The sequence below is a fragment of the Methylobacterium sp. GC_Met_3 genome, from assembly GCF_026540775.1.
Classification (GTDB): domain Bacteria; phylum Pseudomonadota; class Alphaproteobacteria; order Rhizobiales; family Beijerinckiaceae; genus Methylobacterium.
This window is the reverse complement of sequence record NZ_JALNUL010000001.1, coordinates 656,459-676,459: the sequence shown is the minus strand read 5'-3', so window position 1 is coordinate 676,459 and position 20,001 is coordinate 656,459. Positions and strand designations below refer to the sequence as shown.

The 20,001-nt window shown below is 69.4% G+C and carries 19 protein-coding genes and 1 pseudogene; 12 read left to right on the top strand and 8 right to left on the bottom strand.

Annotated elements, in window-relative coordinates; genetic code table 11:
* Window positions 1-680: 680 nt before the first annotated feature.
* The 3 genes from OXS27_RS03275 to OXS27_RS03265 are packed head-to-tail and all read left to right on the top strand — an operon-like array spanning window position 681 to window position 4,662.
* Window positions 681-1,787, top strand: coding sequence for a glycosyltransferase (locus tag OXS27_RS03275; RefSeq protein WP_267354257.1), 1,107 nt, complete (start codon window positions 681-683; stop codon window positions 1,785-1,787).
* Window positions 1,784-2,497 (top strand): class I SAM-dependent methyltransferase, encoded by a 714-nt coding sequence (locus OXS27_RS03270; protein WP_267354256.1) that lies wholly within the window; start codon window positions 1,784-1,786, stop codon window positions 2,495-2,497. The genes OXS27_RS03275 and OXS27_RS03270 overlap by 4 nt, the downstream gene beginning before the upstream one ends.
* On the top strand, window positions 2,494-4,662 hold the full coding sequence (locus tag OXS27_RS03265) for a hypothetical protein (protein WP_267354255.1): 2,169 nt from the start codon (window positions 2,494-2,496) through the stop codon (window positions 4,660-4,662). Before OXS27_RS03270 ends, OXS27_RS03265 begins: the two co-directional genes overlap by 4 nt.
* A 14-nt stretch (window positions 4,663-4,676) precedes the next feature.
* Here the strand turns inward: OXS27_RS03265 and OXS27_RS03260 are convergent, their stop codons facing one another.
* On the bottom strand, window positions 4,677-4,982 hold the full coding sequence (locus OXS27_RS03260; RefSeq protein ID WP_243925132.1) for a hypothetical protein: 306 nt from the start codon (window positions 4,980-4,982) through the stop codon (window positions 4,677-4,679).
* Between the two features lie 327 nt (window positions 4,983-5,309).
* Here OXS27_RS03260 and OXS27_RS03255 point away from each other — a divergent pair, with 327 nt between their 5' ends.
* Window positions 5,310-6,365, top strand: coding sequence for a zinc ribbon domain-containing protein (locus OXS27_RS03255; RefSeq protein ID WP_243925134.1), 1,056 nt, complete (start codon window positions 5,310-5,312; stop codon window positions 6,363-6,365).
* Window positions 6,366-6,528: 163 nt separating this feature from the next.
* On the opposite strand, the gene OXS27_RS03250 is transcribed toward OXS27_RS03255, so the two are convergent.
* The 3 genes and pseudogenes from OXS27_RS03250 to OXS27_RS03240 form a co-directional block, all read right to left on the bottom strand.
* A complete protein-coding gene (locus OXS27_RS03250; protein ID WP_267354254.1) occupies window positions 6,529-7,605 on the bottom strand; it encodes a tartrate dehydrogenase in 1,077 nt (358 codons plus the stop codon).
* Window positions 7,606-7,670: 65 nt separating this feature from the next.
* Window positions 7,671-7,820: pseudogene (locus tag OXS27_RS03245) on the bottom strand (MFS transporter); the annotation flags it as partial.
* Between the two features lie 147 nt (window positions 7,821-7,967).
* Window positions 7,968-8,177, bottom strand: coding sequence for a hypothetical protein (locus OXS27_RS03240; protein WP_267354253.1), 210 nt, complete (start codon window positions 8,175-8,177; stop codon window positions 7,968-7,970).
* A gap of 645 nt (window positions 8,178-8,822) precedes the next feature.
* Here OXS27_RS03240 and OXS27_RS03235 point away from each other — a divergent pair.
* The gene (locus OXS27_RS03235; RefSeq protein WP_267354252.1) at window positions 8,823-8,948 is read left to right on the top strand and encodes a hypothetical protein; all 126 of its coding nucleotides are present in this window, start codon (window positions 8,823-8,825) and stop codon (window positions 8,946-8,948) included.
* Between the two features lie 133 nt (window positions 8,949-9,081).
* A complete protein-coding gene (locus tag OXS27_RS03230) occupies window positions 9,082-9,357 on the top strand; it encodes a hypothetical protein (protein ID WP_243925141.1) in 276 nt (91 codons plus the stop codon).
* A 19-nt stretch (window positions 9,358-9,376) separates the two neighbouring features.
* Here OXS27_RS03230 and OXS27_RS03225 read toward each other — a convergent pair whose 3' ends face one another.
* Window positions 9,377-10,087, bottom strand: coding sequence for a cache domain-containing protein (locus OXS27_RS03225; protein ID WP_243925142.1), 711 nt, complete (start codon window positions 10,085-10,087; stop codon window positions 9,377-9,379).
* A gap of 127 nt (window positions 10,088-10,214) precedes the next feature.
* A complete protein-coding gene (gene murI, locus OXS27_RS03220; protein ID WP_267354251.1) occupies window positions 10,215-11,090 on the bottom strand; it encodes a glutamate racemase in 876 nt (291 codons plus the stop codon).
* Between the two features lie 262 nt (window positions 11,091-11,352).
* Between murI and egtB the strand changes: the two genes are divergently transcribed.
* From egtB to OXS27_RS03205, 3 genes are read left to right on the top strand one after another with little or no spacing between them, the layout of a single operon-like run.
* Window positions 11,353-12,621: an ergothioneine biosynthesis protein EgtB gene (gene egtB / locus OXS27_RS03215; protein WP_267354250.1), complete on the top strand. Its 1,269-nt coding sequence runs from the start codon at window positions 11,353-11,355 to the stop codon at window positions 12,619-12,621.
* An 18-nt stretch (window positions 12,622-12,639) separates the two neighbouring features.
* Window positions 12,640-13,599: an L-histidine N(alpha)-methyltransferase gene (gene egtD / locus OXS27_RS03210; protein WP_267354249.1), complete on the top strand. Its 960-nt coding sequence runs from the start codon at window positions 12,640-12,642 to the stop codon at window positions 13,597-13,599.
* Window positions 13,600-13,622: 23 nt separating this feature from the next.
* Window positions 13,623-14,660, top strand: a complete 1,038-nt coding sequence (locus OXS27_RS03205) for an adenylate/guanylate cyclase domain-containing protein (RefSeq protein WP_267354248.1) — start codon at window positions 13,623-13,625, stop codon at window positions 14,658-14,660.
* A gap of 59 nt (window positions 14,661-14,719) precedes the next feature.
* On the opposite strand, the gene OXS27_RS03200 is transcribed toward OXS27_RS03205, so the two are convergent.
* Window positions 14,720-14,935: a hypothetical protein gene (locus OXS27_RS03200; protein WP_243925156.1), complete on the bottom strand. Its 216-nt coding sequence runs from the start codon at window positions 14,933-14,935 to the stop codon at window positions 14,720-14,722.
* Window positions 14,936-15,349: 414 nt separating this feature from the next.
* On the opposite strand from OXS27_RS03200, the gene OXS27_RS03195 reads away from it, so the two are divergent.
* The 3 genes from OXS27_RS03195 to OXS27_RS03185 are packed head-to-tail and all read left to right on the top strand — an operon-like array spanning window position 15,350 to window position 17,564.
* A complete protein-coding gene (locus OXS27_RS03195; protein ID WP_267354247.1) occupies window positions 15,350-16,486 on the top strand; it encodes a trypsin-like peptidase domain-containing protein in 1,137 nt (378 codons plus the stop codon).
* Window positions 16,483-16,734, top strand: a complete 252-nt coding sequence (locus OXS27_RS03190) for a hypothetical protein (protein WP_243925159.1) — start codon at window positions 16,483-16,485, stop codon at window positions 16,732-16,734. Before OXS27_RS03195 ends, OXS27_RS03190 begins: the two co-directional genes overlap by 4 nt.
* A gap of 2 nt (window positions 16,735-16,736) precedes the next feature.
* Window positions 16,737-17,564: a DnaJ domain-containing protein gene (locus tag OXS27_RS03185; RefSeq protein ID WP_267354246.1), complete on the top strand. Its 828-nt coding sequence runs from the start codon at window positions 16,737-16,739 to the stop codon at window positions 17,562-17,564.
* Window positions 17,565-17,666: 102 nt separating this feature from the next.
* On the opposite strand, the gene OXS27_RS03180 is transcribed toward OXS27_RS03185, so the two are convergent.
* On the bottom strand, window positions 17,667-19,142 hold the full coding sequence (locus tag OXS27_RS03180) for a D-alanyl-D-alanine carboxypeptidase (protein ID WP_267354245.1): 1,476 nt from the start codon (window positions 19,140-19,142) through the stop codon (window positions 17,667-17,669).
* Window positions 19,143-20,001: the final 859 nt, after the last annotated feature.

Genomic DNA, 20,001 nt, shown 5'->3' with positions numbered 1-20,001 from the left:
CGACGGCCGGGCTGAACGCCAGGAACTGGATGCGAACGTGCACCGCCAACTCGCGGCGGCGGCGTCAACGAAGATGACGGCGGACTCAGCTACCAGTTCGGCGCGGGCCGGCTCGCTCGTGTCGGTATCGTCGTCCGGGTGATGATCGGATCCACGGGCCGGGGAGGGGCCTTCAGGCGGTGGGACACTCGTCCGAAAAGCGTAATGATCGCCTGGAAAGGTGTCGGGTCCCACTGGCGAGCAAGTCATTGATCTTGCTCACTCTCTGCGACCCTTTCCTGGGCACAAATTGATAGATGCGAGCCCGCCAAGTTGTTGGCGGGCTTTATCTTTTCCGGGGTGCGAGTTTGCCGACGCCTCGTAGGCGATCGAGATAGCTCGCGATCCGTGCGGGCGCTGGACGCTCGGTGGCGATCCTGAATGTGCCGGGCGACGGCTGCTCCCTTACTGGCAGGCTTCAAGGCCGCTGACGGCCTTGGCTGCATCGGCGAGAACAAGCTTAGCACGAGTGATCGCGCCGGTCCCGATCGCCCCCGTGAGCACATCAAGCTTCGACCGGATCAAGGCAGCGACGTTGCCAAAGGTCTCGCGGTATAAAAGCGGTCACGCCGCTTTTAATCGAATGTTTACGCTGCCCAACCAGTCTTCGACGGTCTGACGCGGCGGTTGCACGCGGAGACGTGGCGGAGAGCAACATGGAGCCGAGCGAGGTCGAGCGGTTCGCGCGGGTCGCCTCCGAACTGACCGCCCTGGGCCAACCTCCGCAGGCCTCGCCACACGATTCCCGCCCGATCGCCATCGTCGTGCCCGTCTTCAACGACTGGGCCGCCTTCCCCATCCTGGCACAGGCGATCGACACAGTTCTGGTCGAGGCCGATCTTCACGCCGACCTCATCATCGTCGATGACGGATCCTGGCAATCGGGGGAGCGCGTGCTGGCCGAGGTCGCCAACGCGGCACGCCGGCTGCGCCTGCGCCCGGCGGTCCTGGCCACCAATCTCGGCCATCAGCGTGCGATCGCGGTCGGTCTCGTCCAGGCGAGTAAGCAGGCGAGTGCCTACCGCGCGATCCTCGTCATGGATGGCGACGGGGAGGATCCGCCGGAGCATATCCCGCGGCTCGTCGCGGAAGCCGCGGCCCACCCCGAGGCCGTGATCTGCGCCCAGCGCCGACGCCGCTTCGAGGGCGCCCGTTTCGCGCTAGGCTACGGGCTGTTCAAACTGGTCTTCCGGCTCTGCACGGGGCGGCGCATCGATTTCGGACATTATTGCGCGATTCCACCGGCGCATCTGCCGCGGCTCGTCCATGCCCCGGCGTTGTGGAGCCATTTCGCCGCGAGCCTGATCCGCTCCGGCCTGCCGCTCCGCCGCATCCCCCTCGACCGCGGCCAGCGTTACGCCGGGCGATCGACCATGAACGCGACGGCGCTGATCCGGCACGGGCTCAACGCCATCGCGGTGTTCGAGGATGTCTGCCTCGTACGCCTGCTCGTGCTCCTGGCCGTGTTCGGATGCGGCGTGGTCGTCGCGATGATCGGCGTGGTGCTCGTCCGCTTCTGCACCGACCTCGCCATGCCCGGCTGGGCGACGAACGCGGGCGGCCTGCTCCTCGTTGTTCTGTTCCAGGCGGCCCTGCTCGCGGCGACGGCGGCGGCGGCCCACCTCAACCGGCGCGCACTGCCCGAGACCGTGCCGGCCCGCGATGCGCACTGGTTCTTGCTGGCCCCCGCCGCGGAGAAAACCGAAGACGGAGACGCGAAGTGGCCAGCGGATCAGCGCGCGGCGTGACGGCCCCGCACGCCGCGTATGTCGGGACCGAACTCGAGCTGTTCGCGACCGCGTGCAACTGGAAGCGCTACTGGTCCGACGTGATCGCACCGTTCGTCGACGGCCGCGTCCTCGATGTCGGCGCCGGACTGGGCGCGACGGCGGAGGTGTTCGCCCCGCGGACGGGCATCACGGCCTGGACCTGTCTGGAGCCTGATGCACGCTTCGCTGCGCACCTCGCGACGCGGATCGCGTCGGGCGGGCTGCCGGCTCGGACACGGGTGCTGCGCGGAACGAGCCGTGACCTCGACCCCGCTCAGCGCTTCGACACCATCCTGTACATCGACGTGCTGGAGCACATCCGCGACGATCACGGCGAGCTTGCGGGGGCGGCTTCGCGCCTGGCAGACGGCGGCCACCTCATCGTGCTCTCGCCGGCTCATCCGTTCCTCTACGCGCCCTTCGATGCCGCGATCGGACACGAGCGGCGCTACACCCGTGCGACCTTGCGCGCGGCTGCGCCCGACGGCCTGCGGCGCGTGCGGCTCGACTACCTCGATGCGGTCGGGTTCGGCGCCTCACTGGGCAACCGTCTGGTCCTGCGGAGCGCGATGCCGAGCGCGGGCCAGATCTCCGCCTGGGACCGCCTGATGGTTCCGATCTCGCGCCGCCTCGATCCCTGGCTGGGGTTCCGCGCCGGAAAGTCGGTCGTCGGGGTCTGGACGCGATGAGCGCCGGGCTGATCACCGGTGCGGCGGCGCCTGTCAGCCTGTCGCGCGGCACCGAACTCGGCTGGGGCCTGCTGACCGCCTGTCTCGCCGTTGCGACCGCGGCGATTCCGCTGGCCCACACCCCGACCTTCTTCTTCACGGACGATTACCAAGCCTACTTCATGCCGGGGTTCCTGGAGATCGCCCGGCTGATCAAGGCGGGGGAGCTGCCGTTCCTGACGCCGCGCCTGTTCCAGGGGGGCGCGTTCCTCGCCGAGTATCAGTACGCGCTGTTCAACCCCGTCAGCCTCCTGCTCTACCTCGTACTCGACGGGTTCGCGCGGCTCGATCAGGCGGCGGCCTTCTTCGTGCTCGTCCATGTCGGCCTGCTCGCCGGCGGGACTTACGCCCTGGCGCGCGTGGTCGGTGTCAGCCGGGCGGCCGCCATACTGGCCGGGCTGACAGCCGCGACGAGCGGATGGATCATCTATTGGGGCGCGATCACGTGGATCCCCGGCCTCGTCAGCACCGCCTGGCTGTCCTGGGCGACCGCCGCGTTGATCCGGGCCTATCGGGCACCGGGTTTCATGCCCGCGGCCGCGGGCGCCGTCTCTATGACCATCGCGAGCGGCTGGCCGTTCTCCGACGCGGCGCTCCTCGCCGGCCTCGGCGTCGCTCTCCCCCTGGCCTTCTGGGCCGGCCGCGACGGATGGGCCTGCGCCCGTATTGCCCTGGCTGCCGGGCTCGGCGGGCTACTCGCCGCCCCGGCCTGGATGCCGCTCGCGGCCGCGATCGGGACGAGTTCCCGCCAGCCGGAAGTCCTGTTCCACGACATGCTGTCTACGCCGCTCGCCGTGATCCTGGCGATGGGCGTGCCGGTCTGGCCGGAGACCTGGCTCGGATTCCGCGGCTTGAAAATGCATGCCGGGCCGCCGGCCCAGTACGTCTCCTGGTGGGTCCCGGTCGCCCTGGTGAACGCCTCCCGGGCACGGCTGAACGAGCCGGAGAGCCGCGGCGTCGCCCTGTTGCTGGCCGTGACGGCGGTGATCGCGCTGCTCGCGATCTCACCCGGCGTATCGCAGTTGCGCTGGCCGTTCCGCTTCCTGCCCTTCGTTCAGATTGGCTGCACCATCGTGGCCGCCTGGTTTGCGACCCGGGACCGCTGGGCGCCGGGCCGGACCCTGGGGCTCATCGCGATCGGCGGCGCGGTCGCGCTCGTCCGCGATCCAGGCCTGCTCACGCTCCAGATCGGGTTGACGGCGCTCATCGCCCTCACGGCCGCGCTGGCGCTGCGGGCGGAGGGGACGACGCGTCTCGCGATCATCGCCGCAAGCCACGCGGTCGTGTTCGCGATCCTCACCACGACCATGCCGGTCAACGAGCAGGTCGGCACATGGCCCGCGCCGATGGCGCGTTCGGCCTATGTCGCTCCACCCCTGCGCCCGGGCGACACGATGCTGGTCCTCCACGATACCGACTACCATCGCACCCCGATGGCACCGCCGGCCCAGGGCGCCCTGTTCACCGAATTGCCGCATTCCAACACGCCGCTGCTGACCGACGCCGCAGTGGTCGGCGGCTACTCGCCGATGCCGATGCGGGGCTTCCGTGCGATCTGCATGTGGCGGGGCGGGGCGACCTGCCCGGAGGCCGCCGAGCGGCTGGCGCGCCCGGACCCCGTGACCGGCGCCAGCACCCTCGATCTCGCGCGCGTGGCGCGGGTCGCTGTGGAACGAGGGCCGCGCGCGGACGGCTTCGCTGCCGTCGCCGGACCGGGCTGGACCCGGCGCAGCGGCGTGGCGGCCGAGTTGTTCGAGCGGGTGGGCGGCGGCTCTACCCTGCCCGGAACGCTCTCGGCCGGGCCACCGGGCTTCACCGTCACCGCGGCCGCGGAGGGCGCGGCGTCGGGACGCTACGCCGTCACCTCACCGGGCGGCGGACGCGTCGTCTGGGCGCGCGCCTGGTATCCGGGCTACGCCGCGGCCTGGAACGGCGCACCGCTGGCCGTCGAGACCGTCAACGACTTCCTGCTGTCGGCACTCATCCCGGCCGGAGACGGCGTGCTGACCATGCAGTACGTGCCGGCCGGTCTGCGCACGGGCCTCACCGTTTCGGCGCTTGCCGCGATCGCGTTGGTCGGCCTCATGCTGTCGCGCCGGCTGAGACCGCACCGCCTTCCGGGCTGAGGTCCGGGGAGGGCTCAATACCGGACGGTGGTGAACCCGCTCCGGCCCACGACGCTCTGGATCACGTCCTTGGTGGATGGGCTGAGCCCGCCATCGCCGCGCAGGCGGCGGCCATCCGCCCGTTCGAGGCGCGCGACGTCGTCGGAGCATCGGCCGAGCGCCTCGCGAATCCGCGACGACAGGGGCGCCGCCCGCGCCGCCGGAGCGCCGCTCATCTCGAACCGGAGGCAGGAGGCGAGGTAGCCTTTCAGGTCATCGAAGGCGGCAGCCTGCGCGCTCGACGTGAGGACGACGAAGAGTAGGGCGGATCGGGCGAGCATCGGGCGCTCTAGGCAGGGTCGGACCATGCTGACAACGCGCAGGCGAGGCTTTCGTAACCGGGGTTTTCGGATGCGGACCGCGGAGTTCGCGCCCGCCGCACGCGGACGGATTGGCGCCGACGCGCTTGTGTACGTCCGCCTGGGCTGAAAAGCGGCCCTGCCGAAACGCAGTCCGTTCGGCCGCACGATGCGAGAGCCTTCGAAACAGCGGCCAGCGACCTTCAGCGGAAGATGATGCAACACCATTGACCTAGAGCATCGTGCCGGTTCCGACCGGCTACATGATGCTCTAAAGGCCAACCGCAAACTTTGGTGGAGTTGTCTCGCGTGCGTTCCGGTTCAAGGCTCTCCGAGCGCTGGTTGACGCTGGCGCATTGGATCGTTGCCCTGGTCTTCGCTTGGTTCCTGATCGGGCTTGGCTCACTGGTCGTGGGAGATCTTCCTCAGGTCGAGCACCGTTACACGCTCGAACAGTTCCTCGACGCCGACCAGACCCGGAATTCGACCGAGGCTCTGAAGCAGATCCGCCGCGAACAGGATGAAAGCCGTCGGCAGGTCGAGCAGGATCAACTCGCCCTGGACGCGGCCCGATCGGCCTCCGAGGGCGCGCGCGAGACTTTCGCCAACTGGCTGAAGACCCGAGACGCCACGCAGCGGGTCGATCAGGACCCCGGCCTGATCGCCCGCACGGAGCAGCTCGACGCGCTCAAGGCCGCCGAGCGCGCCATCGAAGAACGGCTCGCAGCTCTGACGCGGACAGGGCTCGACCTGTCCGCACGCGAAGCGGAGCAAGTGCAGCGGGACGACACCCTGCGATCAGCTGCGCAGACGCGGCTCGATGCGGCCGAGCACGGCCAGGAGTTGCGCGTCTTCGCCTACAGGCTCGCTCTGACGCTGCCGCTGCTGGCCCTGGCCGGATGGCTCCTGCTCAAGCGGCGGCAGACCCGCAATTGGCCGTTCGTCTGGGGCTTCGCCATAGCGGCGGCCTTCGCCTTCTTCGTCGAACTCGTGCCGTATACGCCGAGCTACGGCGGCTACGTGCATTACGGCGTCGGCGTGATCGCGACGCTGGTCGCGGGCCGCGCAACGATCAATGCGCTCCACGCCTACCGCGCGCGACTGGCCGCGGTGGAAGACCGTCCGGACGCGGAACGGCGCACCGAGATCGCTACCGATCAGGCCCTTGCGCGGCTGGCCAGGAAGGCATGTCCCGGCTGCGAACGGCCGATCGCCCTGGACGAAGCGAGCACGAACTTCTGCCCCCATTGCGGCCTCGGCCTCTTCGCGGATTGCCCGGCCTGCGCACAGCGCAAGAGCACCTTCGAGCGCTTCTGTCGGGCCTGCGGAACCCGAAGCCCGGGCCTTCCCGGCACCGTTCCGTAAGTCGGCTTCCGGCTTAGATCCGCGCGCTTATGAGCGCTCTCCGCCGGAGTGGACGCCGGTTCGGCGGAGAGCGCGCGCCCCAATACAGCGGCTCGAGCGTTGGGCTGCTCTGTCGAGCCGGTGGAGCCGGAGAGCGGAAGGCTTCACCCCCCGGCGGCCCGTCTCAGACGTTGTCGCCCCGGATCGCCGCGATCACGGCATCGGTGACTTGCCGGGTGGTGGCCGTGCCGCCAAGATCCGGCGTGTGCAGGTTCGGATCCGCGGTCACCCGCTCGACCGCGCGCATCAGCCGATCGGCGGCGGGCGCCTCGCCGAGATGCTCCAGCATCTGGCACGCCGTCCAGAAGGTCGCGACCGGGTTGGCGATCCCCTTGCCGGTGATATCAAAGGCCGAGCCGTGGATCGGCTCGAACATCGACGGGAAGGTGCGCTCGGGGTTGATGTTCGCGGTCGGCGCGATGCCAAGCGAGCCCGCCAGCGCCGCCGCGAGGTCCGAGAGGATGTCGGCGTGCAGGTTCGTCGCCACAATCGTGTCGAGGGTCTGCGGCTTCACCACCATGCGCATCGTCATGGCGTCGACCAGCATCTTGTCCCAGGTAACGTCGGGGAAGTCTTGTGCCACCTCGGCGGCGATCTCGTCCCACATCACCATGGCGTGGCGCTGGGCGTTCGACTTGGTCACCACGGTCAGTAACTTGCGCGGGCGGGTTTGAGCCAACCGGAACGCGTAGCGGATGATGCGGTCGACCCCGGAGCGGGTCATCATCGAGACATCGGTGGCGACCTCGTTGGCGTGGCCCTGGTGGACCCGGCCACCGACGCCGGCATACTCGCCCTCCGAGTTCTCGCGCACGATCACCCAGTCGAGTTCCGGCCCCGAGACGTGGCGCAGCGGGCTGGTGATGCCCGGCAGGATGCGGGTCGGGCGGACGTTGGCGTACTGATCGAACGGCTGGCAGATCGCGAGCCGCAGGCCCCAGAGGGTGATGTGGTCGGGCACGTCCGGCGCGCCGACCGCCCCGAAGAAGATCGCGTCGTGGTTGCGGATCTGGTCGCGGCCGTCCGCCGGCATCATGACGCCGTGCGCCTTGTAGTAATCCGAGCCCCAGTCGAAATGGTCGAACTGGAACCGGAAGGTGCCGGTCTTCTCGGCCAGCACATCGAGCACCTCGATGCCAGCGGCGATGACTTCAACGCCGATGCCGTCCGCCGGAATGGCCGCGATGGTGTAGGTCTTCATGGTGGGTCTCCGGGTCAAAAGGATTCCGTGCAGGGCGACCGCGAAGGTCAGGCTCGCGGAGAACGGAGCAGGCCGGCCACGACCATCAGGCCGCCCGCGAAGCTACCGGTCCGGTCCTTGATCCAGCGGATCATCCACGGTCCGACGACGACGCCGAGATTGCCGATCGCTTTGATGCCGGCCGCCGTGGCCGGGCCGGACAGGAACATCGCCGGATCGCACAGACCATCCGCATCAATACGGCCGACGCGGCCCTCAAGGCCATGCGCCAGCATCGCATCCGGGCCCTGAACGAGCTGCTGCTGGAACGCTGCGGGCTTAAGCACCTGTAGCGCGTCATGGGCTGCGGACCGAGCGCCGGCCTACCGCACCCGCAGGGATCCCCGATGCCGCGCCGGCCAGGGGAAGCGGCGCCAGCCCCTCTTGCGCCCGAACGAGCGGCGCGGATCTGGCTGAGCCGCGTCCGCGAACCGCCCGACAGCCCGCGGCGCGTGGGCGGCGCCGATGGCCACCAGTACCGCGACGGCGATCAGGGCGACCAGCGTCGCGCCCCAGAACAGGTTCTCGAACATCGCGCGTACCGCCGCCGAGGAGCTTTGCCTCATCGATATTAAAGCACAGACGTTTGCCTCTCGTCGGCAGTGACAACACTGTTTTCGTCGACCATCTGTGGATATCGGCACGATGTCCCACGCTGGCACGCAAATCCCGGATCAGATGCGAGGCTCGGCTGCAAAGCCCAAGCCGATGACGCCGGGCGGGGCGCAGGGCTGATCGTCGATTCCGGGGCTCGCTCTGTGGCCCACCCAAGATGGGCCGTTGGCCTCGACGGACCGGCGCGTGATGTCCGATCCGGCGAAGACGCTCTCATGCACCAAACCGGTCTCCACTTCGACGGATCGGAAGACGGCACCGGCGCGACTAAAATTGCAGCCGTTGTGCGCGCGAGGGCTTCACGCACGCCTCATTCACGTGAGGCCTGACACCTGCATAGATGCTCTCGCGGGCTGATCCGGCCGAGATCTGTTGTGTTCGATCCTTGCTTTCGAACGCGGAAATCCGACGTTATTTAAACGTAAGATAGCGCACATTAACGGCGGTCATGGAATTCCTGATCCATGGCAAGTGCGGGTACCCCGATATCGCAGTACGTCATCACCGCCCGGGGGCAGACGGGTCATATCCGCCAGACCAGGGTCCGAGCCGCGAGTGCGGTTGTGCTCGCCAGAACCTGGATCGCCGCCGGTTATGAGGCGGTGCAGATCGTCGACCCCCTGGGACACGTCCTCAGCCCGGAGCGATACCGGGTCAAGATCATGAACGGCGGCCGGTTTTTCCGCTGAACCTGTCCGGACACGGCGGGATGCGGCCCTTCTGCTGTCGCGCGTGAGGCGGACGATCGGGTCCCGGAGAATTTACGAAGCGTTCATGCTCTGGGTGTCCCATCCGGTCCTCAGAGGCCGAAACGAGGACGCGATGCCGAGCGACACGATGAGAGCGCTCTCCGCCGAAGGTGACGTTGGTTCGGTGCACGGGAACGCGTCACGACACGGTTTTGGAGCCATCCGCGATACAGCTGCGATCGGAACCGTCTCCGAGACGCAGGGCCCGATCCTGGAGCCCTGGCGCATCCTGGCGCTCGCGCTGATCGTCGCCGCCGGCATGCTGTTCGTCCATCTGGTTGTTCCCGCCGACGCCTCCGAGGATCCGGCCGGGGCGACCCCAGCTGCAATCCTCAGCCCGCAGCCGTAGATCGACCGCACTGCGGATCCTATTCGCCCGGCGCCCGGGGGCCGCCGGCCTTATCGAGGGCGGTTGCGGCGGCGACCAGATCGCGCCGCGCCTGGGCGATCGCCGTGGTCTTCTCGGCCCGCTGCGCGTTGAGCGCTTCGAGGAACGCGGTCCAGTCGGCTCGGGCAGTCGTCGGGATCACCCCGTCGAGCCGCTGGCGGAGTTCGGCGACCCGGCTGTCCGCCGTCGCCTGGGGTGCCGCGACGTCGGCGTCGTACACGCCGACGGCGCAGGTCTGATCACCGGCCTTGGTGTAATACGTCGTCTTGGGCTCTTCGACGGTGCTGCCCGGCTTCGGGAACAGGTAGCGGATCACCGCGATCTGTCCGGGCCTGGCGGTCTCCATCATGGTCCGGATGAAGTGGTTGCCCGTCCTGTCATGCAGGTCGTGGACATCGTGACCCTTCAAGATCGGGTTCGGGTGAGCCGACATGACGCCGTCCGGTCCGACGCAGAACACGTAGGTGTCGGCGGTGCGGAAGCCCCGGGCCCCGTCGGTGAAGTCCTGCAAGGCCTGCGCCCTGTCGGCCGCGAGCGCCCGATCGACCCGATGGAGCATCCAGGACGCGAAACCGTTCGGGCTCGGATCGTCGCAGGCGGTGGGTGCCTCGCCGTCGCCGCATGCCCAGGCGGAGCCCGTCGATGCCAGCCCGAGCAGCAGCCCGGCCGCAAGCGTTACAGCTTTCAGCATCACGACGCGCCCCTCGAAAGCAGCATATTTCTGCGAATCGCCGCCATCAGAGACTGCATTCGCCGGCTTGGCAAGCGGCGAAGACAGTTTTCATGCGATCGTCGGTCCAGCTGAATTCGAGGCCGGCCTATTGCAGCGGCAGCGGGATCGCCTCGACCGCGACCTCGCCGATCCCGTGGGCCGCCAGCGCGGTGCGCAGGGGATCGGTCAGGCAGGTCCCGGCCGTGAACGCCCCGTGTGCGGCACCGTGCCCCTCCGCCGCCCGCGGCGCGGAGCCGATCAGCTGCACGACGCGCCGGGCGATGGCCGGCGCCGGATCGATCCAGGTCACCGGCCAGGGCGCCAGGGCTTCGAGGCGCGGCAGCAGCAGGGGATAGTGCGTGCAGGCGAGGCAGACCACGTCGGTGCGCTGCCCGTCCGCCTCGGTGACGAAGCAGGGCGCGATCTCGGCCGCGAGAACGGCATCGTCGACGGGAAAACCGGCGAGTTCGGCCTCGGCATAGCTGGCGAGGTTCTGCGCGCCGACCAGCGTGACCGTACAGGCCTCGGCATAGGTGGCGATCAGGTCGCGCGTGTAGGAGCGGGCCACCGTCCCGGGGGTCGCCAGCAGGGAGACGAGGCGCGAGCGCGTGGCCGCAGCGGCCGGCTTGATCGGCGGCACGACGCCGACGAACGGGGTCGTGAAGCGCTGCCGCAGGGCGGGCAGCACCACGGTGGAGGCTGTGTTGCAGGCGATCACCACGAGATCGGGCCGGTGGGTCGCGACCAGCCGCTCCATCACGGTCAGCACCCGGGCGACGAGGGCCGCCTCGGTGAGGCGGCCGTACGGGAAGGCGGCATCGTCGCCGACATAGACGTAGCGGGCGTCCGGCCGGGCGCGCCGCACGGCATCGAGCACGGTGAGGCCACCGAGCCCGGAATCGAACACCAGGATGGTCGGCTCGGCGGCGCCGCGCAGAGCCGCGGCAGAGAGGCTGGCGCCGGCCATCAGATCGATCCGCATGTGACGTCCGGACTCCTCGCAAGGATCCCGAGAATCGGCCTCGCTGGTTAAGGCGGTGTCACTGCGGCGAGAGAAAGACCCGTGATCCCCAACGCGCGGTGTTAACCGCGCCGCGGCGTCGGCGAACCGCCGTCGAACGACACATGCCAGCCGGACTCCGCCTGCGGAGGTTGTCTGACCTCGGCCAAGACATATCTTCTGCGCGCCAACCCAGGACCAAGGAAACGGTTCTCGGGGCGGCGAGAAAAAGGGAACGCTCCTCATGGCAGCGACGGCCGCACTGCGCACGGACGACACACACGCGCCCGGAGCGCCGGCTTTCCCGCCGCCGCCCGTCTCGGCTCGTCCGATCGACCGGGCCGCCTGGATCGCCGCCTTCCGACAGGTCCGGAGCGAGACCGAGTGCCGCGCGGCGCCGCTCTCCGCCGAGGACCAGCAGGTCCAGTCCATGGCGGATGCCAGCCCGACCAAGTGGCACCGGGCCCATGTGACGTGGTTCTTCGAGCAGTTCCTGCTGCGTGAGCACCTGCCGGGCTACACCATCTACGACGAGCGGCTGCACTACCTGTTCAACTCGTACTACGTGGCGGCCGGCCCCCGGCAGCCGCGCATCCAGCGGGGCATGATCACCCGCCCGACCATGGCGGAGGTCACGGCCTACCGGGCCCATATCGATCAGGCGGTCGAGTCACTCCTGGGCCAAACCTCCGAGCGCGCACTGGAGGCGATCCTGCCGATCCTGGAGATCGGGCTCTACCACGAGCAGCAGCATCAGGAGCTCCTGCTCACCGACATCCTGCACGCCTTCGCGCAGAACCCACTGAATCCGGCCTACGACCCGAACTGGCGCTTCCCGAAGGCTGCGGCGCACCCGGGCCAGACCCGGCTCGACCGGGGCATCGCCTGGATCGGGCACGAGGGACCGGGCTTCTCCTTCGACAATGAATCGCCCCGCCACGAGACGCTGATTCAGGCCGGTCGGATCGACCGGGCATTGGTGACCAACCGCCAGTGGCTCGCCTTCATGGAGGACGGCGGCTACGCCAAGCCCGAGCTGTGGCTGTCGGACGGCTGGTATGCCGGTCCGACCGAGGGCTGGGAGGCGCCGGGCTATTGGCGCCGGACCAGTGACGGCTGGGCGACCATGACGCTCGCCGGCGAGCGCCCGGTGGATCTCGACGCGCCGGTCACCCACATCAGCTACTACGAGGCCGACGCCTACGCCCGCTGGACCGGCCGCTTCCTGCCGACCGAGTTCGAGTGGGAGGTCGCGGCCCGGGACGGCGGCCTGCCGGACGCGTTCGGCCTCGTCTGGCAATGGACCCGCAGCGCCTACGTCGCCTATCCGGGCTACCGGCCGTTGCCGGGTGCCCTGGGCGAGTACAACGGCAAGTTCATGAACAACCAGTTCGTGCTGCGCGGCTCTTCGGTGGCCACATCGGACGGTCATGCAAGGCTGCCGTACCGCAACTTCTTCTATCCGCATCAGCGCTGGCAGTTCACCGGACTGCGCCTCGCCGATGCCGCCTGACGCGCCCCGGAGCGACCCGTGACCATCAACCCGACGTTTTCCGATCCGACACCGGTCGCACCGGCCTTCCTCGATGACGTGCGCGAAGGCCTGTCCCGCCCGCAGAAAGCGCTCTCGCCAAAGTACTTCTACGACGCGGCCGGATCCGACCTGTTCGAGAAGATCACCCGGCTGCCGGAATACTACCCGACCCGCACCGAGATCGGGATCCTGGACGGGCGCGGGCCGGAGATCGCCGCGCTGCTGCCGGCGGGCGCCGCCTTGGTCGAGTTCGGCAGCGGCTCGACGGTGAAGCTGCGCCGCCTGCTGCGGCACCTCGACAAGCTGGCGGCCTACGTGCCGGTCGATGTCTCCGGCGAGTTTTTACGCGCGCAGGCCGAGACCTTGAGCGCCGATTTCCCGCACCTGCGCGTCGAGCCGGTGGTGGCCGACTTCACCCGGGATTTCGACCTGCCCGAGAGCCTCGCGGGCCTGCCGCGGGCCGGCTTCTTCCCCGGCTCGACGATCGGCAACTTCGAGCCCGAGGAGGCCGAAGCGCTGCTCGCCCGGTTCGGGCGGATCCTGGGATCAGGGGCTCACATGATCGTGGGTGTCGATCTCGTGAAGGACGCAGGCACCCTTGAAAGCGCCTACGACGATGCCGAAGGCGTCACCGCGGCGTTCAATCTCAACCTCCTGACACGCATCAACCGCGAGCTCGGGGGCGGCTTCGACCTCGACGCCTTCACCCATCGGGCCGTGTTCAACCCGCAGGCTTCGCGGATCGAAATGCACCTCGTCGCCCGCGACGCCCAGGACGTGGCGATAGGCTCGGACACCTTCGCGTTCGCGGCCGGCGAGACGATCCACACGGAGAGCAGCTACAAGTACACGGTCGAGACCTTCCGGGCCCTGGCCGAGCGCGCCGGCTGGCGGTGGATCCAGGTTTGGACGGACGCGGACGGCCTGTTCTCGGTCCACGCCCTGCGGCTGGATTGAGGGTCGGGGCCACGGCCGGGCCGATGAGGTTCCGGCCACCCGGGTTCATCCTCGTCGCCCCCGCACTCGGTGCGCTGGCGGGCCTGCTCTATGGGGCGATCTTCGACGTCGGCCCCCTGGCCGGCGCGGCGATCCGCGGCGCGATCATCGGCACGCCGATCATGCTGTACGAGCGGCGGCTCCTGTTTCCGGTCCTGCGGGAGCGGATCCGGGGGCTCGCCACGCCGCTGTTCCTGCTCGCCACCGTGGCGCTCTACGTCGCACTGATCGTGGCCGGGAACGCGCTCGCCAGCACCGTGCTCAACCGCCTGGTCCGCTTCATGTACAGCGAGCGGAACGCGATGCTGATGACTGATACCGGGCTGCTCTACGCGCTCGCCATCTCGGCCGTCGTGGTGTTCGTGTTTAGGGTCCGCGACCTGATCGGTCCGGGGGTGTTCGCCAACCTGCTGATCGGGCGCTACCACCGGCCGATCAGCGAGGAGCGAATCTTCCTGTTCCTCGACGTGACCGGCTCGACCCAGTTCGCCGACCAGCACGGCGACCGGGAGGCGCAGGCCTATCTCGGACAGGTGTTCAACGCCCTGGCGCTACCGGTCTCCCGGGCCCGCGGCTCGATCGACGATTATATCGGCGATCTGGCGCTGGTGACGTGGACGATGGAGCGCGGTGTCCGCGATGCCGCCTGCTTGCGTTGCGTGTTCGATTTCGAAGCACGCCTCGCCGCCGAGGCCGAAGCATGGCGCAACCGCTTCGGGCAGGTGCCTGAATTCCGCGCGGCCTTGCATTGCGGCCCGGTGGTCACCGCCGAGATCGGACTGGAGCGACACAAGATCGCGTATTTCGGAGACGTGGTGAACACGACCGCGCGGCTGGAGGCCCTGTCCAAGACGCTGGGAGTCCACGTGTTGGTCTCGGCCGATCTCCTCGACCGGATCGGGCCGCTGCCCGGCAACCTTGTCGCGGAGGATCTCGGCGACCACACCCTGCGCGGGCGGGAGGCACCCCTGGCGGTCGCGGCGATCAGGCGCCGCCCATCCGGGGTCGACAGGGCCAGGTGAGGCCGGGGAGGGCGCACGCGCCTGTCCCCGGTATCCCCGCTGTCAGCGGCGCGGAGCCGTCAGTTCAGGTAGGTGCGGATCCAGTTGGGGGACAGGATCTCGCCCTCCTCGGTGATGATCCAGGGCTGCTTGGCCGGGTCGCCCAGGGCGCCGGCGGCGGCCTTGATCGCCTCGCGCAGGGTGTTGAACCGCTCGGGCTGCGCCAGCGGGGCGCTCGCCGGGACCGTACGCCAGATCGTCAGATCGGCGGGCCGTTCCAGAGCTTCGGTTTCCATCGGTACTCGTCCTTCCGAACCGTGTGCGACCGTTCAGATACCCACCGCCGGCCTGAGCCAGCTCGACGCGGGGATCGAGGGTCTGAGCGTCAAAGCAAGCATCTCTGCGGCGGCTTTGCGATCAATTCGGGCGGTTTCCGAAACCAGCGTCCTCCGCGTAAGCACGATGGACGCAGCGGTCGCGTTTTCCCAGTCCGTATTAAGCGCGTACGCGTTGCCGAGAACTTGCGAGAATTGTGGTCCTCGAATGATGACCATTTCGTTAGCCAGTCTGTTCCGCCTGCCCGTGTGTGCCAGAACACGTCTGAGGCTCACAGGCGGCGGTACGCACCTGTGTTGACGCTTCGATCCTGAACGCGCACTTAAGACCCGCGCCTGCCGGAGCCGACCTCCGGTTCTCTCTCGGAGACATCCGTGCCGGATCGTACCGTGCGCTTCGTGCTCGCCGCGGTTCTGGTCCTGCTGGCGCTGTACGTGGCCCAGCCCTACCTGCAGCCATTGCTCTATTCCGCGGACACGCCCCGGGCCGTGACCGCCCGCGGCGATCTCGCGCAGTCCGAGCAGGCCACGATCCGGCTGTTCGAGCAGGCAAGCCCGTCGGTGGTCCACGTCTTCGCGCAAGGCGCGGCGCAGAACCGCGACCTGCTCGACCTCGACGACGAGGGCGGCGAGCAGCAGGGCGGCGGCACCCAGACCGGCACCGGCTTCGTCTGGGACGGGGCCGGCCACATCGTCACCAACACCCACGTCGTCCAGAACGCGGCGCAGAGCGGGGGCTCCGTCTCGGTCCGGCTGAGCGACGGCACCGTGGCGTCGGCGAGCCTGGTCGGGCTCGCGCCAAGCTACGATCTCGCGGTCCTGCGGCTGGGCCGAGTGACGCACATGCCGCCGCCGCTGGCGATCGGCACCTCGGCGGACCTCAAGGTCGGGCAATCGACCTTCGCGATCGGCAACCCGTTCGGCCTCGACCACACCCTGACCACCGGCGTCATCAGCGCCGTCCGGCGGCGGATGCCGACCAGCGAGGGGCGGGAGGTGTCGGGCGTGATCCAGACCGATGCGGCGATCAACCCCGGCAATTCCGGCGGGCCGCTGCTCGATTCCGCGGGCCGGCTGATCGGCGTCAACACCGCGATCGTGTCACCCTCCGGGGCGAGCGCCGGCATCGGCTTCGCGATCCCCGTGGACGTGGTGAACCGGATCGTTCCGGAGCTGATCAAGGTCGGCCGGGTGCGCAATCCCGGCATCGGCATCATCGCCGCCCAAGAGGCCGCAACCGCGCGGCTCGGCATCGACGGGGTGGTGATCGTGCGGGTTCTGCCCGGCTCGCCCGCCGCCCAGGCCGGCCTGCGCGGCGTCAATTCGCAGACCGGCGATCTCGGAGACGTGATCGTGGAAGCCAACGGCAATACGGTCCATCGGCTGGCCGACCTCACCGCGGCGATCGAGGAGGCGGGGCTCGGCGCGGCCGTCACCCTGAAGGTCGAGCGCGACGGCCGGATCCGGCAGGTCCGGATCACCACGACGGATGTGGCGGAGAATCGCCAGTGAAGGCCCTGCTGCTCCCGATCCTCTTCGCCCTCGGCGCCGCCGGAGCCGCGCGCGCCGCCGAGCAACCGGCGCGCTCGCGCCTATGCCCGGAAGACCTGCCCGAGGGCGTGCGGCTGCCGCCGCAGCCCGGCTGCGCGGCCGGCACCCGGCCCGCACCGACCCGCCGGGAGGGAGTCTACGATCTGGGCGACGGCACGACCGTGCGGATCGGCGGCCATGCCTCGGCCACGTACGGCGTGCGGCGCTGACCATGGCGCTGTTTGCCGGCCTGCTCGCATGCCTGACGCTCTGGTGGCTGTCGAAGAACAAAGACGGCCTCGGCCGGCGGCTGAGACGCGCCCTCGGCCAGGGGCTCGGTGCCGTGATGGGCGGAACGCGGACGCTCGGCGCGGTGTCGCTGCTGGCGGGCGGCTTTCTGCTCCTGCACGGAAACCTCGTCCTGGCGGCGCTGCTCGGCCTGAGCGGCGTCTGGATGATCGAGGGACAGGACTCGATGACGGCGCGGCTGCGCCGCTTGATCCGGTCGGGGGCCGCGAACAATCCCCGTGATCCTCAGAATCCCCTTTATTCCGACACGGCCCCAGCGCCGCGCGATCCCCCAGCGCCGCGCGATCCCTACGAGTCCCAGGATCGTCGCTTCCGCACGACGCTGATCGAGGCGCATCTGCGCCCCGACGGCAGCCTGCGCACCGGCCGCGTGACCGGTGGGCCTCAGGCGGGGGTGTGGCTCGACGCCATGCCGACCGACGCGGTCGTCAATTTGCTGCGGCTCTGCCGGGTTCGCGACCCGATGGGCGTCGCCTTGCTAGAGCCGTATCTCGACCGCCGGGCGCCCGGTTGGCGTGTAGACGCTGAGCGTGATGGCGACCCGGGGTCGCGCCGCCCGCCGAACCCAGGGGCGCTGACGCAGGAGGAGGCGTACCAGATCCTGGGGCTTCAGCGCGGGGCGACCGCTGAGCAGATCCGGACGGCCCACCGGTCGCTGATGAAGCGCGCCCACCCCGACCAGGGGGGAAGCGCCGAGGGTGCGGCGCGCGTCAACGCCGCCCGGGACAGGCTTTTGAACCGACATCGCTGATACTCCACGCGCGTTGTCAGAAAATGGATGGGTCTCGGCCGCGGGCGAACAGCGTCGCGGCACATCCTGCCGGCGCTGGACGCGCCGGCCGGTCCTCGTCGATCAGCTCCGGGTCGCGAAGCAGCTGAAGCCGCTGCGCTTCAGGGCCGAGCAGGCGTCCTGCGCGGAATCTTGCTCGGCGAAGCCCGAGAAGCGGGCGCGGAACAGGGTGGTGCCGCCGTGCTCGACCTTGACCGTGTAGGGGGCCGCCTTCGACAGGCTGCCGCCGACCTTGGCGCGGGCCTCCGAGAGCATCGAGCGGGCCTTGGTCTCGTCGTCCATGGCGCCGAGCTGGATCACCCAGGCGGTCGGCACGACGCGGGCGCCGGACACCGCCTTCGGCGGCTCGTCGCGCTCGACCGAGGCCACGCGCGCCACCGTCTTGCTGGCACCGGGGAAGGGCGCCTGGGCGCTGCTCGCGCCGGCATAAGCCTGGGCGGTCTTCGGGATGCCCTGCGGTCCAACCTTCCACGTGCCGCCGGGCGTCGTGGTGGTGCCCTTCGGCGCGAGATCGAGAGGCTCGCCGGTGGTGCCGGTGGTCTCGACATCCTCGTCGTCCGCGGAGGCGACCTGCGTGCGGGTCCGCGACACGCCGTCGGCGACGACCGCCGGGCGGGCGCGCTCGGCGACCTCGGTGGTGGGCGCCGAGATCCGGGCACCGGCATAGGCGCGCGGCAGGCTGGAGCGGACGAGGTCGGCCATGATCCGGTCGCGGCCCGCGCCGGACTTGCCGCCCAGCACGATCGCCACGATCTGACGGCCCTCGGATTTCGCCGCCGTCATCAAGTTGAAGCCGGAATCCCGGGTGTAGCCGGTCTTGATCCCGTCCACACCCTGGACGTTGCCCAGCAGGTGGTTGTGGTTGCCGATGACCCGACCCCGGAACGCGAAGGACCGGGTCTGGAAGTAGCGGTAATAGTGCGGGAAGCGGTCCTGGATCGCCCGGGCCAGCACGGTGAGATCCCGGGCCGTGGTGAGCTGATCGGGATCGGGCAGGCCCGAGGCGTTGGCGTAGTGCGTCCGGCTCATGCCGAGGGCATGGGCCTTGGCGGTCATCATCTGGGCGAAACGCTCCTCGGAGCCCGCGATGTTCTCGCCGATGGCGCAGGCCACGTCGTTGGCCGACTTGGTCACGATCGCCTTGATGGCGTCCTCGACCGCGATGGTCTGGCCGGGCCGCAGGCCGAGCTTCGAGGGGGCCTGGGCGGCGGCATGGGCCGAGATGGTCAGATCGGAATCGAGGGCGAACTTGCCGCGCTCCATCTGCTCGAACAGCAGGTAGAGGGTCATCACCTTGGTGATCGAGGCGGGATGGCGCAGCGCATCCTCGTTGACCGCGTGGAGGGTCTTGCCGCTCTTCACGTCCACTACCATGGCGGCGTAGGGCGGGTTGTAGCCGCCACCGGCCGCGCGGGCGTGGTGGTGGTGCCGTCCACGCCGGGCTTCGGCCGGGGCGGCGAGGGTGGACAGAACCGCGGCGGCCAGGATCGCGGCCGGCAGCGCGGGAATCGTCCGAGAGCGGCCTACTACGCTACGCATCACGCCTGATTGCCTCGCGAGACCGGCACGCGCCGGTCGTGTCCCTAGAGCGGAGCGGCGCCGGTCGCGTGGCCCCGCTGCATCACCGCAGAGTTAGGCAAGTGCAGTTACAGGCCCGTTAATGCGATCGCCGCGCGTATCGGGTTGTTGCGTTTCTGCTGATGGTTGCGGGCCGGGCAGCGAACCCGCGACACGCCCCCAGCCGCAGAACGGGGAGGGCGAAGTGCGCCCCGCCGAGTCCGCGCTACACCCGAATTGTCGCCGCTTGACGCTGCCGGACGCGGCGCACACAGTCGGTGTCAGATCCGATACAGCCACCCGGCCCCGACGAGCCGGCGGCGGCCGGGAGTTCGGCCATGCTGACGCGCGCGCCACCTGTCTTTTCCGGATCCGGCCAGCGTCGGCGCGCCGGGGCGGCGGCTCGGCATCACCGGACGGACCCTCGGGATCGCGTGGGCCACTTCCATCAAGCGGGGCCTCGACGATCGTGCGGCCACGGCCCGGACCCGCGACGCAACCCGCGATCCGGCCAAGATGCCAGCGGTCCAGTCCGCGTCTCTCGAGCGGGCCAGGTTACACCCGACCGCGCGTTCGGCCGTGACGGCAGACCAGAACGGGGTGCTCACCGCCGATCTGATGCGGTCGCCCGCACCCCACCCCACCCGGGCGCATTAGCGGATCGGCGGCCGTGCGGCAGTCGCAAGCTCAGCGGGACGGACAAGTGCGCGCAGGCGTCTGGCGAAGTCGGCTCACCGTCTGTAGATTAGTGACAGAGGAGCCGCGCGTTGCTCCCGGCAGGGCCAGGACGGGATCGGCCTTCGCAGTCGGCGACGCCCGCTCCAATCGAGGGATCGGTTCG